Source organism: Streptomyces sp. LN549 (genome assembly GCF_043203805.1).
In the GTDB taxonomy this organism is placed as follows: Bacteria; Actinomycetota; Actinomycetes; order Streptomycetales; family Streptomycetaceae; genus Streptomyces.
This window is the reverse complement of sequence record NZ_JAZHRI010000002.1, coordinates 4,645,356-4,660,168: the sequence shown is the minus strand read 5'-3', so window position 1 is coordinate 4,660,168 and position 14,813 is coordinate 4,645,356. Positions and strand designations below refer to the sequence as shown.

7 protein-coding genes and 1 rRNA gene are annotated in these 14,813 nt (G+C 70.4%); 3 read left to right on the top strand and 5 right to left on the bottom strand.

The window, feature by feature from the left end; translation table 11 throughout:
• Positions 1-286 precede the first annotated feature (286 nt).
• Positions 287-1,812 (bottom strand): 16S ribosomal RNA (locus SH922_RS20970).
• 587 nt (positions 1,813-2,399) lie between these two features.
• Positions 2,400-2,954, bottom strand: coding sequence for a MarR family winged helix-turn-helix transcriptional regulator (locus SH922_RS20965; protein ID WP_393059430.1), 555 nt, complete (start codon positions 2,952-2,954; stop codon positions 2,400-2,402).
• Positions 2,955-3,100: 146 nt separating this feature from the next.
• Between SH922_RS20965 and SH922_RS20960 the strand changes: the two genes are divergently transcribed.
• A complete protein-coding gene (locus tag SH922_RS20960; RefSeq protein ID WP_393063644.1) occupies positions 3,101-4,408 on the top strand; it encodes an MFS transporter in 1,308 nt (435 codons plus the stop codon).
• A gap of 28 nt (positions 4,409-4,436) precedes the next feature.
• On the opposite strand, the gene SH922_RS20955 is transcribed toward SH922_RS20960, so the two are convergent.
• Together SH922_RS20955 and SH922_RS20950 are read right to left on the bottom strand one after the other, a co-directional pair.
• Complete coding sequence (locus tag SH922_RS20955) at positions 4,437-6,101, bottom strand: SpoIIE family protein phosphatase (protein ID WP_393059429.1); 1,665 nt, start codon at positions 6,099-6,101, stop codon at positions 4,437-4,439.
• A gap of 194 nt (positions 6,102-6,295) precedes the next feature.
• Positions 6,296-7,612, bottom strand: a complete 1,317-nt coding sequence (locus SH922_RS20950; protein WP_393063643.1) for an NAD(P)/FAD-dependent oxidoreductase — start codon at positions 7,610-7,612, stop codon at positions 6,296-6,298.
• A gap of 419 nt (positions 7,613-8,031) precedes the next feature.
• Between SH922_RS20950 and SH922_RS20945 the strand changes: the two genes are divergently transcribed.
• Both SH922_RS20945 and SH922_RS20940 read left to right on the top strand, forming a co-directional pair.
• Positions 8,032-8,946 (top strand): TetR/AcrR family transcriptional regulator, encoded by a 915-nt coding sequence (locus tag SH922_RS20945; protein WP_393059428.1) that lies wholly within the window; start codon positions 8,032-8,034, stop codon positions 8,944-8,946.
• Between the two features lie 425 nt (positions 8,947-9,371).
• Positions 9,372-11,384, top strand: coding sequence for a sigma-70 family RNA polymerase sigma factor (locus tag SH922_RS20940; RefSeq protein ID WP_393059427.1), 2,013 nt, complete (start codon positions 9,372-9,374; stop codon positions 11,382-11,384).
• Between the two features lie 54 nt (positions 11,385-11,438).
• Here SH922_RS20940 and SH922_RS20935 read toward each other — a convergent pair whose 3' ends face one another.
• Positions 11,439-14,795 (bottom strand): ATP-binding protein, encoded by a 3,357-nt coding sequence (locus SH922_RS20935; RefSeq protein WP_393059426.1) that lies wholly within the window; start codon positions 14,793-14,795, stop codon positions 11,439-11,441.
• Positions 14,796-14,813 lie beyond the last annotated feature (18 nt).

The window sequence follows — 14,813 nt, the reverse complement described above, 5'->3', positions numbered from 1 at the left end:
GCGTCCACTGTGCAGTTCTCAAACAACGACCAGCCACCCATCACCCCACCCTTACAGGCGAGTTCACTGGGGCCGGCAACCGAAGGACGACCTTTACGGCCGTACCTTCAGATACCCAACAGCGTGCCCGACCCGACCGATCACCCTCACGTTCCACGCCGAAGCAGTACTAGTGAAAACAACCTGTCGTGCCGAATAGTCAACGTTCCACCCATGAGCTGACCACCGCCGAACATTTGCCGGCGTAGTGGCTCTGGATTCCTTGCGGAATCTAGATGCTCCTTAGAAAGGAGGTGATCCAGCCGCACCTTCCGGTACGGCTACCTTGTTACGACTTCGTCCCAATCGCCAGTCCCACCTTCGACAGCTCCCTCCCACAAGGGGTTGGGCCACCGGCTTCGGGTGTTACCGACTTTCGTGACGTGACGGGCGGTGTGTACAAGGCCCGGGAACGTATTCACCGCAGCAATGCTGATCTGCGATTACTAGCAACTCCGACTTCATGGGGTCGAGTTGCAGACCCCAATCCGAACTGAGACCGGCTTTTTGAGATTCGCTCCGCCTCGCGGCATCGCAGCTCATTGTACCGGCCATTGTAGCACGTGTGCAGCCCAAGACATAAGGGGCATGATGACTTGACGTCGTCCCCACCTTCCTCCGAGTTGACCCCGGCAGTCTCCTGTGAGTCCCCATCACCCCGAAGGGCATGCTGGCAACACAGAACAAGGGTTGCGCTCGTTGCGGGACTTAACCCAACATCTCACGACACGAGCTGACGACAGCCATGCACCACCTGTATACCGACCACAAGGGGGGCACCATCTCTGATGCTTTCCGGTATATGTCAAGCCTTGGTAAGGTTCTTCGCGTTGCGTCGAATTAAGCCACATGCTCCGCTGCTTGTGCGGGCCCCCGTCAATTCCTTTGAGTTTTAGCCTTGCGGCCGTACTCCCCAGGCGGGGAACTTAATGCGTTAGCTGCGGCACCGACGACGTGGAATGTCGCCAACACCTAGTTCCCAACGTTTACGGCGTGGACTACCAGGGTATCTAATCCTGTTCGCTCCCCACGCTTTCGCTCCTCAGCGTCAGTAATGGCCCAGAGATCCGCCTTCGCCACCGGTGTTCCTCCTGATATCTGCGCATTTCACCGCTACACCAGGAATTCCGATCTCCCCTACCACACTCTAGCCTGCCCGTATCGACTGCAGACCCGGGGTTAAGCCCCGGGCTTTCACAACCGACGCAACAAGCCGCCTACGAGCTCTTTACGCCCAATAATTCCGGACAACGCTTGCGCCCTACGTATTACCGCGGCTGCTGGCACGTAGTTAGCCGGCGCTTCTTCTGCAGGTACCGTCACTTTCGCTTCTTCCCTGCTGAAAGAGGTTTACAACCCGAAGGCCGTCATCCCTCACGCGGCGTCGCTGCATCAGGCTTTCGCCCATTGTGCAATATTCCCCACTGCTGCCTCCCGTAGGAGTCTGGGCCGTGTCTCAGTCCCAGTGTGGCCGGTCGCCCTCTCAGGCCGGCTACCCGTCGTCGCCTTGGTAGGCCATTACCCCACCAACTAGCTGATAGGCCGCGGGCTCATCCTTCACCGCCGGAGCTTTTAACCTTCCCCCATGAGAGGGAAAGTGTTATCCGGTATTAGACCCCGTTTCCAGGGCTTGTCCCAGAGTGAAGGGCAGATTGCCCACGTGTTACTCACCCGTTCGCCACTAATCCACCCCGAAGGGCTTCATCGTTCGACTTGCATGTGTTAAGCACGCCGCCAGCGTTCGTCCTGAGCCAGGATCAAACTCTCCGTGAATGTTTTCCCGTAATCGGGTAGACACCACGAGAGCGGAACGACCAGGTCGGAATATGACCGATCGTCCACTGAATCCTCGCTGTGTGCATTGCCTACCAGGCCAGAGACCTGTTAGGACTTTTCAAAGGAACCTCGAACCTGCCGAAACAGGTCGGGGTATCAACATATCTGGCGTTGACTTTTGGCACGCTGTTGAGTTCTCAAGGAACGGACGCTTCCTTTGTACTCACCCTCTCGGGCTTTCCTCCGGGCGCTTCCCTTCGGTCTTGCGTTTCCGACTCTATCAGACTCTTTCGGGCCTGATTCCCAGTCAGTGGGGTTTGCCTTCCCGGCTGTTGGGCCGTTCCGACGTCCAAACTCTAGCGAATTTTCCCGGCGACTCATAATCGAGTCTTCGCAATGAATTCCGGCATGCCGAAATTGATCCCGAGTGGGAGATCGTACTGAGAGTTGGTTGCCGCATTCGCGGCGGATCGGTTGTCGAAGAACCGTTCCGGCTCGGTGACAACTCGAAGAACCTTACGGATCCCGGCGGACCATGTCAACCCCTCCCTGGCCACCCCGGGCAGGGTCCTCGCCGGGCGGTCTCAGCCCAGGTCGCTGAGGCGGCCTCCGGCGTCCGGCTGGGCGTGCTCGACGCGGCGCAGGAGGCGGATCAGCATCTCGCCGAGGACTCCCCGCTCGTCGCCCGAGAGGTCCTGGAGCAGGTCCTCCTCGAAGTCGGAGGCCATCCGCATCGCCTCGAGCCACTTCGTACGGCCCTCGTCCGTCAGCTCGACGATGACCCGCACCCGGTTGTTCTCGTCGCGGTCGCGGGTCACCAGGCCCTCACCCGCCATGCGGTCGATGCGGTGTGTCATCGCGGCCGGGGTGAGGCCGAGCCGCTTGGCGAGCTCCCCGGGACCCAGTCGGTAGGGGGCGCCGGACAGGACGAGGGTCTTGAGGACCTCCCACTCGGCGTTGCTGATGCCGAGGGCGGCGACCTGTCGTCCGTATGCCACGTTCATCCGGCGGTTCAGCCGGCCGAGGGCCGAGACGACCTGCTCGACCTGTGGGTCCAGGTCGTGGAACTCGCGCTGATAAGCGGCGATCTGCTCGTCGAGGCTCGGCTCCTGGAGCACGGGCTCGGTGGTGTCAGACATGGCGGGCAGTATGGCACGCCCTCCGTAGCCGTCGAAGTCCTTCGACTTGTATTGTTGAGCTTCTAACTTTAGTGCTAAAGTCTTCGGGTTCGAGTCGTTCGGTATGTGGTTTCGAGACCTTGAGGTAGGTGAGTGTGACCAGGGAAATGGGTGCAGCACTGCGGCGGATCCAGCTGGGGAGCGCGCTGAGCGCGTTCGGGCTGGGGTTCACCGTTCCGTATCTGTACGTCTACGTGGCGCAGGTACGGGATCTGGGCGCCGGTACGGCGGGAGTCGTACTGGCGGTCTTCGCCATGGCAGCGCTCGCCGTCCTTCCGTTCACCGGCCGGGTCATCGATCGCCGCGGGCCGCTGCCCGTGCTGGTCGTCGCCTCGGTCGTCGCCTCCCTGGGCGCTGTCGCACTGGGCTTCTCCTCGCAGGTCACCGCCTCCGTCCTGTCGGCGGCGGTGCTCGGTGCGGGCACGGCCGTCATGCAGCCGGCCCTCGCCACGATGCTCGTCCGCTGTTCCGACACCACCACCCGTACCCGTGCCTTCGCGATGCAGTTCTTCCTGCAGAACCTGGGGCTCGGCATCGGTGGCCTGGTCGGCGGACTGATCGTGGACACGAGCCGGGCCTCGTCCTTCACCCTGCTGTTCCTGATCGAAGCGGTGATGTTCCTCGTGCTCGGCGCCATCGCGGCGACCGTGCGGATGCCGCGTACCCCTGCCGTCGTGAAGGAAGCGGCGGCCGACGGCTCCGCCCCGCGCGGCGGGCTGCGGGTGCTGCTGTCGCACCGGGCCATGGTGCAGCTGTGCGTGCTGGGCTTCGTGTTGTTCTTCGCCTGCTACGGACAGTTCGAGTCCGGGCTTGCCGCGTACGGCACCGAGGCCGCCGGGATCCAGCCCTCGACGCTCGGGATCGCGCTGGCCGCCAACACCGCCGTCATCGTCGTGGCCCAGTTCGTGGTGCTGCGCCTGGTGGAGCACCGCAAGCGCAGCCGGGTCATCGCCTCCGTCGGCCTGATCTGGGCGGTCGCCTGGATCGTGGCGGGCTACGCGGGTCTCGGGCACGGCAGCCAGACCATGGCGACCGCCGCGATGATCTCCACGTACGCACTGTTCGGGCTCGGCGAGTCGATGCTGTCGCCGACCGTCGCGCCGCTGGTCGCGGATCTGGCGCCGGAGTCCATGGTCGGTCAGTACAACTCGGCGTTCGCGCTGTGCAAGCAGCTGGCGCTGGCTGTCGGGCCGGCTGTGGGCGGTCCGATGGGGGCCTCGCTGCACGGTCCATACATCGTGACCTTCGTACTGTTCTCGTTGGGCATCACGGTGCTGGCGCTGCGGCTCGGCCGACGGCTCACCCCGGTACAGGACCAGCCGTCGCTCGCGGCCGCGCCGTCACGGGTGGTGGCCGTGTCGCTGCCGGAGAACGCGTCCGCCGAGGGGCCGGCGCCGGTCGCCGCCGTTCACTGACGGGCCGGGCCCGCCGGCTCCGGTCCGCCTACTGCGGCAGGGCGAACTCGCACCAGACCGCCTTGCCGCCGCCGGGTGTGCGGCGGCTGCCCCAGGACGTGGCGATCGACGCGACGATGGAAATGCCCCGGCCCGCCTCGTCCCCCGGTTCGGCGCGGCGGCGGCGCGGCAGGTGGTCGTCGCCGTCGGTCACCTCGATGATCAGCCGGCGGTCCGTGCGCCGCAGGCCCAGCCGCATCGGCGGCGTCCCGTGCTGCAGGGAGTTGGCCACCAGCTCACCTGCGGCGAGGACGCCCAGGTCGCACAGCTCCGTCGGGAAGCGCCACGACGTCAGCACGCCCGTCGCGAAGGCGCGGGCGCGCGGGGCCGCCTCGATGCCGCCGAGCAGATCGAGCGCGGCGTTGTGGAACAGCTCCGCCCTCGCGCCCGTGCGGGCGGGGTGCTGGACGACCAGCACCGCCACGTCGTCATCGTGTTCCGCGGTGATGTCGAGGGAACGCATCAGGCGGTCGCAGACCACCTGTGGCGCCCCCTTCGCACCGGACAGCGCCCGCTCCAGCGCGGCCATGCCCTCGTCGATGTCCTCGCTGCGTCGCTCGACCAGACCGTCCGTGTAGAGGACGGCGGTGGAACCGGGCGGCAGCGCGATCGTGCCCGAGGTGTGGATCCAGCCGCCGGTGCCGAGCGGGGGGCCGGTCGGGTCCTCGGCGCGGCGGACCGTGCCGTCCTCGTCGCGCACCAGGATCGGGAGGTGGCCCGCGGAGGAGTAGACGAGCAGGCCCTCGTTGGGGTCGTGGACGGCGTAGGCGCAGGTGGCGATCTGGCTGGCGTCGATCTCGGCGGCGAGCCCGTCGAGCAGCTGGAGCACCTCGTGCGGGGGGAGGTCGAGGCGAGCGTAGGCCCGCACGGCCGTGCGCAGCTGACCCATCACCGCGGCGGCGCGCACCCCGCGGCCCATCACGTCCCCGATGACCAGCGCGGTGCGGCCCGCGCCGAGGGTGATGACGTCGTACCAGTCGCCGCCGACCGCGGCGTCCGTGCCGCCCGGCTGGTACGTGGCGGCGATCCGCAGGTCGTCGGGCTGCTCCAGCTCCTGCGGGAGCAGCGAGCGCTGAAGGGTGACGGCCGTTTCGCGGTGGCGGCTCTCGCTGGTGCGCAGCCGCTCGGCCGCTTCGGCGTGGTCGGTGACATCGGCGGCGTACACGAGGACGCCGCTCTCGTGCCCCTTGCCCTCGTCGCGCCGTACGGGGGTGCAGGTGACGGTGTACGAGCTTCCGCTGCCGGCCTTGCGGGACTTGACCGTGCGCGGCGTGCCGCTGCGCAGGACCTGGTCCATCAGAGGCAGCAGGCTGAGCTCGGTGAGTTCGGGCATCGCTTCCGCTGCGGGGGCACCGCAGGGGCGGGGGCCGAACGCTGCCGTGTAGGCGTCGTTGACGTACGCGATGCGGTGGTCGGGTCCGTGCACCAGGGCGACGAGGGCGGGCAGCTGGCCGAGGATGTCGCGGGCGGAGAGGTTCTCCAGGGCGGGCGCGGCGGACCGGGTGGCGGGGCCGTCCGGATCGCTGTCCGGAGGGCCCGACCCGGTGTCGGCCTGTGCGTACTCTGCACGGGCCGCCGGTACGGGACTGCGGTCGTCCCGGGCGGCTCGACGCTGCGTACCGGGTAGGCGGGCGCTCCAACGCGTGAAGTTCACGGAATTTCTGGCCTCGTGTGTCGGTCTGGTCCGCTCGGGCGGGCTGCTTCCTCTGCCGGGGCGTCACAAGTATGTGGTGGCGGTCTGTTGCCCCCGGGACGGTCCTGTTCGATGGTCACTGTCGGTCGCTGCCGGCCGGGTCACTCTGTGCAGATGTGAGCCCACCTATGGTCACACGTCCAGTGTGTCGGACCCTACTGACAGTCGTCGTCTTCCGGCCCGGGGCGCTTGCCTGCGGCGATTCGGAACTCCGCCCGGGGGTGTTCCAGCGAGCCCAGGGAGACGATCTCGCGCTTGAAGAGTCCGGCAAGGGTCCATTCGGCCAGCACCCTGGCCTTCCGGTTGAACGTCGGGACGCGGCTCAGGTGGTACACGCGGTGCATCAGCCAGGCCGGATACCCCTTGAGCTTGCGCCCGTACACGTGCGCGACGCCCTTGTGGAGGCCGAGCGAGGCGACGGATCCCGCGTAGCTGTGCCGGTACTCCTTGAGCGGACGGCCCTCGATCGCCGCGGCGAGGTTGTCAGCGAGGACCTTGGCCTGTCGGACAGCGTGCTGGGCGTTGGGGGCGGTCTGCGTGCCCGGTTCTCCAGCGGTCAGGTCGGGAACGGCGGCGGCGTCGCCGGCGGCCCAGGCGTGCTCGGTCCCGTCGATGGTGAGCCGGGTGGTGCAGACGAGCCGGCCGCGTTCGTCGAGGGGCAGGTCGGTGGCGGCGAGCACCGGGGCGGGTTTGACTCCGGCGGTCCACACGAGCGTGCGGGTCGGGAAGCGGGAACCGTCGCTGAGCACGGCGATCCGGTCCTCGCAGGACTCCAGCCGGGTGTCGAGGCGTACGTCGATGTTGCGGCCGCGCAGTTCCCGGACCGCGTACCGGCCCATCGACTCCCCGACCTCGGGCAGGATGCGGCCGGTCGCCTCGACCAGGATCCATTTCAGGTCCTCGGCCTTGATGTTGTGGTAGTACCGCGAGGTGTAGCGGGCCATGTCCTCCAGTTCGGCGAGCGCCTCCACGCCCGCGTAGCCGCCGCCGACGAAGACGAAAGTGAGGGCGGCGTCGCGGATGGCGGGGTCGCGGGTGGCGGAGGCGATGTCCATCTGCTCGATCACGTGGTTGCGCAGGCCGATGGCCTCCTCGATGGTCTTGAAGCCGACGCCGTGGTCGGCGAGGCCGGGGACCGGGAGGGTGCGCGAGACGGATCCGGGGGCGAGGACGAGCTCGTCGTAGGGGATCTCGACGGCGCCGGTGCCGTCCTCGCCCGTGGCGAGCGTGGTGACGGTGGCGGTGCGCTTGGCGTGATCGATGCGCTGGGCCTCCCCGACGACGAGGGTGCAGTGCTTCAGGACGCGGCGCAGCGGCACGACGACGTGGCGCGGTGAGATGGAACCGGCGGCGGCTTCCGGGAGGAACGGCTGATAGGTCATATAAGGGTCGGGGGTGACGACGACGATCTCCGCCTCACCGCTTCTCAGTCTCTGCTTCAGCTTCCGTTGGAGACGCAGCGCCGTGTACATACCGACATAGCCCCCACCGACGACGAGAATGCGCACACCCGGCGGGGGGCCGGGGGGTGTTCCCCCGGAATCTGAAGCCATCACCACCCCATGACGCAACGTGCGCAGGAGTTTGTCCACAGCCCCGGCAAATTGTGTGACCGGAGGTTCTCTGCGGGCCCGCAACCGGCGTGCGTGCCGTATATGCGGAAGCGCGCAGGTCAGGGGTTGCGGGAAGGCCGTTGGATGGGGCGCGGATCGGTGACCGGCCGGTCGGTACCCCCATCGGGTGGCGCTCCCGGCTGGCCGCCCCCTTCTGAATTGACCCTGGCTCAACTATGTTCGTATGTCGTCGGGGTGTCGGACGGTGACCATCGGTCCACCCTCGACTGACACGGCGGGAGTCTCCGGGGGGAGACGTCATAACCGGGGGAAAAGTTATGCATATTCAGGAATCGCATTGGCCGACTGCTGCGGTCACGTCCGACGGAAACGGACGGATCGGGGCAGTCGGAACGGTGAGCGGTGTCGGGTCCAGCGGGACCATCGCACCGTCGGCGGCCGTGAGCACGCTGGGAGCCGCGCTCGGCAACCAGGCCGGCGGAGTCGGCGCCCACAACCGCTCGGCGCCACTGCGCGTGGACGCGCAGCGCAATCTGGAGCACGTGCTCAGGGCCGCTCGCGAGGTGTTCGGCGAGCTGGGGTACGGCGCTCCGATGGAGGACGTGGCACGTCGCGCCCGGGTCGGTGTCGGCACGGTGTACCGGCGCTTCCCCAGCAAGGACGTGCTGGTGCGCCGGATAGCCGAGGAGGAGACCTCCCGGCTGACCGACCAGGCCCGGTCCGCGCTGGGCCAGGAGGAGGAGCCGTGGTCGGCGCTGTCGCGCTTCCTGCGGACCTCGGTCGCCTCGGGGGCCGGTCGGCTGCTGCCTCCGCAGATACTGCGGGTCGGCGTGGAGGCCGACGACTCGGCGGTGGTCGACGACGCGGGTGCCGTACGGGCGTCGGAAGCGTCGACGGGTGAGGCCTGGGGCGAACCCCGGGTGCCCCAGCAGCGCCAGGAAGCCGGCCAGGCTCCGGCCCAGGCGGGTGCGCGGGTGGCCGAACGCCGTTCCGTACCGGAGGACGGGAGCGAGGACCTCGGCGCCGGGGCGGCCGAGCTGCTGGAGGTCGTGGGCCGGCTGGTCGACCGGGCGCGGGCGTCCGGTGAGCTGCGCCGTGATGTGACGGTGGCCGACGTGCTGCTGGTCATCGCGACGGCGGCTCCCTCGCTGCCCGACGCGGCTCAGCAGGCGGCAGCTTCGGCCCGGCTGCTGGACATCCTGCTGGAGGGACTGCGCTCGCGGCCTGCGTGAACACGGCCTCGCGATGCGACGGGGCGGGCCCTCGTCCGGAGGGGCGGTCCCGTCCGGTTGGAGCAGGACCGCTTCCGGGTGGGGCGGTCCTTGTCCGGCGGGCGGTCCCGTCCGGTCGGGGCAGCCCCCGTCCGGCTGGGGCGGTCCTTGTCCGGCTGGGGCGGTCCTTGTCCGGCGGGCGGTCCCGTCCGGCTGGGGCGGCCCCTGTCCGGATGGGGACGCTTCCGCCGCGCTCGTCGCGTTCCGTCCCAACTGCCCCGTCAACACGCCCCGTTACTCCTTCCCCAAATGAGTGCCCGCTAGTGCTCGCATTCGGGAGAACGCCCCGGATGAGTGGTTGGCGGGGCTGAAGGGTCGCCGCTTCCGCACTCTGTGGCACGCTTGCCCGGTGTTCTGGTCCGAAAGCGCATACGGGGGCGTCCGCGATGAGCGGTGACGGGCAACAGGAAGAGTCGCTCGACGGTGTCTCCACCGCGGGCGGCGGCACGGAGACGGCCGGGCTGCCCGGGCACCAGGTGCCGAACCAGGCCGGTCCCCGCCGCTCGGGCACCGGAGAAGAGGGCGGCGGCACCGTCCTGCCCGGACCGTGGCCGCCCGCTCCGGTCGAGAACCCGGCGGACACGGACGCGATCGATGCGGCAGCCGCGGCCGCGGTGCCCATGCAGCGGGTGCCCAGCAGCACACCTGCGGGGGACGCACCCTCCGACGCCCAGCTGATCCAGCGGATGCGGGACGGCGACGACCTGGCGTACGAGGAGTTGTTCCTTCGCCACTCCGACGCCGTACGCCGCTATGCGCGCACCTGCTGCCGGGACGCGCACACGGCCGACGACCTGACGGCCGAGGTCTTCGCCAGGACTCTGCAGGCGGTACGGGGCGGCAAGGGCCCCGAGGAGGCCGTGCGGGCCTACCTGATGACGGCGGTCCGGCACGTCGCCGCCGCGTGGACGAAGACCGCGAAGCGCGAGCACCTGGTCGACGACTTCGCGGTGTTCGCCGCGCAGGCGTCGCGCACCTCGGAGGTGTCGGACGCGGACACGCTCGATCTCGGCGCCGATGTGATGGCGATGCACGAGGCCGAGCAGTCGATGGCGATGCAGGCGTTCCGCAGCCTCCCGGAGCGCTGGCAGGCCGTCCTGTGGCACACCACCGTCGAGGAGGAGTCGCCCAGCGACATCGCCCCGCTGTTCGGACTGACGGCCAATGCCACGTCGGTGCTGGCCAGCCGCGCCCGTGAAGGGCTCAAGCAGGCCTATCTGCAAGCCCATGTGAGCCAGGCGCTCACCTCCGGCGGCGACTGCGCGCGCTATGCCGACCGGCTCGGCGCCTATGCCCGCGGGGGTCTGCGGATGCGGGCCGAGCGCGGCCTGCGCGGGCATCTGGACGAGTGCGCGAAGTGCCGGCTCGCGGCGGGCGAACTGGCCCATGTCAACGCCGGGATTCCCGCGCTGCTCCCGGTCGCGGTCATCGGCTGGTTCGCCGCCGGATACGCGCTCAAGGCCGCCGGGATCGTGGCTGGCGGCGCTGCCGGTGCCGCCGGTGCGGGAGCCGCAGCCGCAGCGACCGGAGGAAGCTCGTCCGCGGGTTCGGCCGGTGGCGCCGCCGCCTCCGAGGGGCTCGGCGCTCCGGCGAAGGCCGGCATCGCGGCGGCCGTCGCGGTCGCGGCCGCGGCGGGGCTGGTGTGGGCGCTGGTCGGGGACGATCAGCCGCGCCCCGAGGCGAAGCCCGTCGCCAGGCCCCCGGCCGTGGCACCCGCGGTGCCGACCCCCGCACCACCGACGCCGAAGCCGACACCCTCCGCGCCCGCGCCGCCGGCACCCTCACTGCCGGAACCCACGCCGACGCCCACCCCAACGCCGACTCCGACCCCCACGCCCACCCCAACGCCGACGCCGACCCCGACTCCGACCCCGACGCCCCCGCCCACCCCCACTCCGCCTCCCCCGCCCGCGCCGAAGCCCACACCGCCCCCGCCCTCGACTCCCCCGCCCGCACCCGCGCCGGAGGTGTACCAGGTCAGCGAGCTGGACTACACCCTGTTCGGCGACCACACCGGCCCCGAGGTGGTGCTCGGTGAGAGCAGTTGGGTCTGGCAGCGTTCGGGCATGTCCATCGGCGGCACGCGGTACGCGCACGGGGTGACGGTCCACAGCCGTTCCTCGGTCCACATCCGGCTGAACCGCCCGTGCACGCGTTACGAGGCGATGGTCGGCGTGGACGACCTGACCATGGGGCTCGGCTCGGTGCGGTTCTCGGTGTTCAACGGCGACGGGGCGAGGCTGTGGCAGTCCCCGGTGATGAACGGCGACGCCCCGGCCGTTCCGGTGAGCGTCGGCATCGAGGGGCAGGAGCGGATCCGGCTCGTCGTGGAGCCGACGACCCCGTTCGGCGGTGTCGCACTCGCCGACTGGGCCGAATCACGCATCAGCTGCCGCTGACCGGGCGGAAGCCGCCTCCTTCGCGGGCGGCCGGGTCCGCCGTTTCCTCCGGGGTCACGGCAGATCCGCGACGACGCCTTCCATCAGCCCGATGACGTCGTCGAGGGTCAGCTCGCGGCCCGCGGCGCGCTCCTCCTCGTACCGCAGCGTTCCCAGCTCCTTGCGGGCCTGCCGCTCGGCGGCGTCCACCTCGGACTGCTCCGCCGCGGACCTGTGGCTGGACAGCCGCCAGTTGTCGGCGGCGGCCAGGACGCGTGCGGCCTCTGCGGGGCGGCCCACCTTCGGCAGCGCGATCGCCGCGCCGTCCGCCAGATAGCCCGTGACGATCTCGGCACACTGCGCCTCCTTCGCCGCGACGAGGGCCGCCGACAGCCCGCGCACCCCGGCGGCGGGGCCGCCCGCGGGCTCCGGTTCGTACATCGCGATCCGGGCCGAGAGCCCTTCCTGGATGACGGTGAAGTGCGACGCCGGGCCACCGCGCCCGTTCTCCTCCTGCGCGGAGGTGAGCCGCAGCCTGGCGGTCACCGGATCGCCGCGGTCGAGCGCCATGAGGGCCCGCAGGTAGTGGACGTACGAAGTGGCGTCATGCGTCCGGTGGCGCTCCGCCTCGGCCTCCGACCGGTTCAGGCCCTCCTCGGCGGCGGCCAGGTCGCCTGTGCGGTAGGAGAGTTCGGCGAGCCGGGCCAGCAGGAACGGGGCCTCGGCATGGGCTCCGACCTCACGGGCGAGCAGCAGCGCCTCCTCGTAGTCCGCACGCGACTCGTCGTACCGTCCGCGCATCATGCCCGCCTCGGCCGCGGCGCTCGCCACCTGGGCGCGCATCCAGCGGTCGCCGATGCGGCGGCTCAGCGCACGCAGTTCGGCGAGGTCCTCGTCGATGCCGGGCATGCCTCCGGGCATGTCGACGACCATGTGCGTGCGGAACATCAGAGTGACGCCGTACTCCCAGTCCCCGCCGTGGATACGGGCGTTGCCGACGGCCACATCGATCTTCCGCCGTACGTCGACCGTGGTCCAGGTGAGGAACGAGGTCATCGGCCATAGAAGTCCGGGGAACCGGCCGCCCTGCGGCCCGGGCTCGGCGAACGCCACGGCCAAGCGGCCCATGAGCTCCTGGACCCCGGGGTCGTCCTGGTCCTGATCCGATGGCCGGCTGTCCATGGCGAAGAAGAACCGCAGCATCTGCAGATTCATCCGGGGCCAGTACCGGGGGTCCGTGTCGTCGGCGGGTTCCGGGCCGAGGGCCAGGATGCGCTCGGTCCAGGTGAGGCCTTCGGGACGGTAGTTGCGCAACCACCAGAACCAGGCCATGCCCAGCACCAGTCGCCCCGCGTCCACCTCGCCGGGAAGACCGGCGGCGGTGGTGCGCTGGAGAGCGGCGCGGATGTTGTCGAGGTCGGTCTCCAGGCGCTGGATCCAGGGCAGTTGCTCGCCCGAGCGCAGGAGCGGTTCGGCTTCCTCGACGAGCGCGGTGAAATACGCGGTGTGTGCGTGCCCGGCGGCCTCCCGTATCTCCGGGGTCTCGGCGGAGCGCTCTGCGGCGTACTCGTGGATGGTCTCCAGGAGGCGGTAGCGCATCGCGCCGTCCCCGGTCGGGGCGGCGACGACGAGGGACTTGTCGACCAGGGCGCCGATCAGGTCCGCGATGTCGGCGGCGGCGTTCTTCCCGGGTCCTGGCGGTGTGCTGACCACGGCTTCCGCGGCGGCCAGGTCCCAGCCGCCCGCGAAGACGGAGACCTGGCGCAGAGCGGTGCGTTCGTCCTCGTCGAGGAGGTCCCAGGACCAGTCGACGACGGCCCGCAGGGTCTGCTGGCGCGGCAGCACGGTGCGGCTGCCGCCCGTCAGCAGCCGGAACCGGTCGTCGAGCCGGTCCGCGATCTGGCGCGGCCCCAGCAACCGCAGCCGGGCGGCGGCGAGTTCGATCGCGAGGGGCAGACCGTCCAGGCGGCGGCAGATCTCGGCGACGGCCTCGGGATCGTGCGCCGGCTCGTGTTCGGGGTCGAATCCGGGGCGTACGGCCCGCGCACGTTCGGTGAAGAGGCGCAGGGCCGGGTCGGCGGGGAGCGGGTCGAGCGGCCGTACGGACTCGCCGGGGACGCCGAGTGGTTCGCGGCTGGTGGCGAGGACGCGCAGGTCCGGGCAGCGGGTCAGCAGCGTTTCGGCCAGTGCGGCGGCCGCGTCGATGACGTGCTCGCAGTTGTCGAGGATGAGGAGAACGGACCGGGCACGGGAACCGTGCGCGAGGTGGTCGACGAGCACGTCGACCGGGTCGGTCCGCGGCAGCGGCCCTTCGTGGGTGCTGTCCCGCAGCAGCGACGTCTCGCGCAGCCCCAGCGCGGAGAGCACGGCTCCGGGGACGGCTTCGGGGTCCTCCACCGGGGCGAGTTCGGCGAGCCAGACGTCGCGTGGGGCGGTGGCCGTGCGGTTCTCGTGGGCCGCGGACTCCTCGGCGAGGCGGGTCTTCCCCGAGCCGCCGGGGCCGGTGAGGGTGACCAGCCGGGACCGGGTCAGATCGTCGCGGATGGCCCGGAGTTCGGGCTCGCGTCCCACGAACGAGGTGAGTCTGGGCCGGAGGTTGCCGCGGGCGGGTGCTGGTTCGGGCGGGCCGGGAACGGCGAAGAGAAGCTCTTGGTGGAGGGCGGTCAGTTCGGGGCCCGGGTCGGTGCCGAGGCCGTCGGCGAGGGTGCGGCGCGCGTCCCCGTACGCCGCGAGGGCGTCGGCCTGCCGGCCGTCGGCGCGCAGGGCGCGGATGAGCTGGGCCCGGAAGCGTTCGTCGTACGGGTGGGCGGCGGTCAGCTCGGTCAGCTCGGCGACGAGGGCGGCGGGGGCCGGGGCTGCTCCGCCGTCGCGCGGGGGCCCTTCGGCCGCGGCCCGCCGTGGGTCGGCCGACTGCGTCCCCTCCGCCGCCGCACAGCGCAGGTCGGCCTCGATACGGCGCTCCAGTGCGGCCAGCCGGTGGGCCTCCGGGCGCAGGGCGTGGCCGTGGTCCCCGTCGGGCAGGTCGGCCAGGGCGGGTCCGCGCCAGAGGGCGAGTGCGGTACGCAGGGTGCGGGCGGCATCGGCCGGGGCACCGGCCTCCAGCTCGGCGCCGCCCTGCCGGGCCAGTCGCTCGAAGACGTACAGGTCGACGTCGTCCGGACGGGCGACGAGGCGGTAGCCGCCGGGGCCGCTGGCCAGCGCGTCCTTGCCCAGCGCCCGGCGCAGCCGCCCGACCAGGGCCTGGAGCGCGGCAGTGGCGTCCGCCGGGGGCTCGTCCGCCCAGACGTCACCGACGAGCTCGGCGACCGGCACGGCGCGGCCGGCCCGCAGGGCGAGAGCGGCGAGCAGGCTGCGCAGGCGCGTACCGCCGAGGGGCAGCACGGCGCCGCTCTCGTCTCGCGCCTCCGTGACGCCCAGGATCAGATACCGCACCCCGCCATTGTGTCCCGC

Bases quoted from the DNA above. Each gene is read 5' to 3' on its own strand.
- SH922_RS20950 (WP_393063643.1), bottom strand. From the start codon at position 7,612: ATGTACACGGCGCTGCGTCTCCAACGGAAGCTGAAGCAGAGACTGAGA.
- SH922_RS20940 (WP_393059427.1), top strand. From the start codon at position 9,372: ATGAGCGGTGACGGGCAACAGGAAGAGTCGCTCGACGGTGTCTCCACC.
- SH922_RS20945 (WP_393059428.1), top strand. From the start codon at position 8,032: ATGCATATTCAGGAATCGCATTGGCCGACTGCTGCGGTCACGTCCGAC.
- SH922_RS20965 (WP_393059430.1), bottom strand. From the start codon at position 2,954: ATGTCTGACACCACCGAGCCCGTGCTCCAGGAGCCGAGCCTCGACGAG.
- SH922_RS20960 (WP_393063644.1), top strand. From the start codon at position 3,101: ATGGGTGCAGCACTGCGGCGGATCCAGCTGGGGAGCGCGCTGAGCGCG.